This is a genomic window from Psychrobacter sp. TB20-MNA-CIBAN-0197, from assembly GCF_040309765.1.
Classification (GTDB): Bacteria; Pseudomonadota; Gammaproteobacteria; order Pseudomonadales; family Moraxellaceae; genus Psychrobacter; species Psychrobacter submarinus.
On record NZ_JBEOPC010001014.1, the window covers coordinates 1 to 254 of the forward strand.

Genomic DNA, 254 nt, shown 5'->3' on the forward strand with positions numbered 1-254 from the left:
GCTTAAAGCTGAATACGATAAAAAGTTTGAAAACAAACGTCGTAAAATTACCCAAGGTGATGATTTAGCACCGGGCGTACTTAAGATTGTTAAAGTATACCTATCTGTTAAACGTCGTATCCAACCGGGTGATAAAATGGCGGGTCGTCACGGTAACAAAGGTGTTATCTCGACTATCGTACCAGTAGAAGATATGCCTTACGATGACAAAGGTCGTACGGTAGATATCGTATTGAATCCACTAGGTGTACCAT

General features: G+C 40.6%; 1 protein-coding gene. It reads left to right on the forward strand.

All coding sequences use genetic code 11. The annotated features are described in order from the left end of the window. On the forward strand, positions 1-254 hold a 254-nt coding region (locus AAEY83_RS16955), incomplete at both ends, for a hypothetical protein (RefSeq protein WP_351060984.1).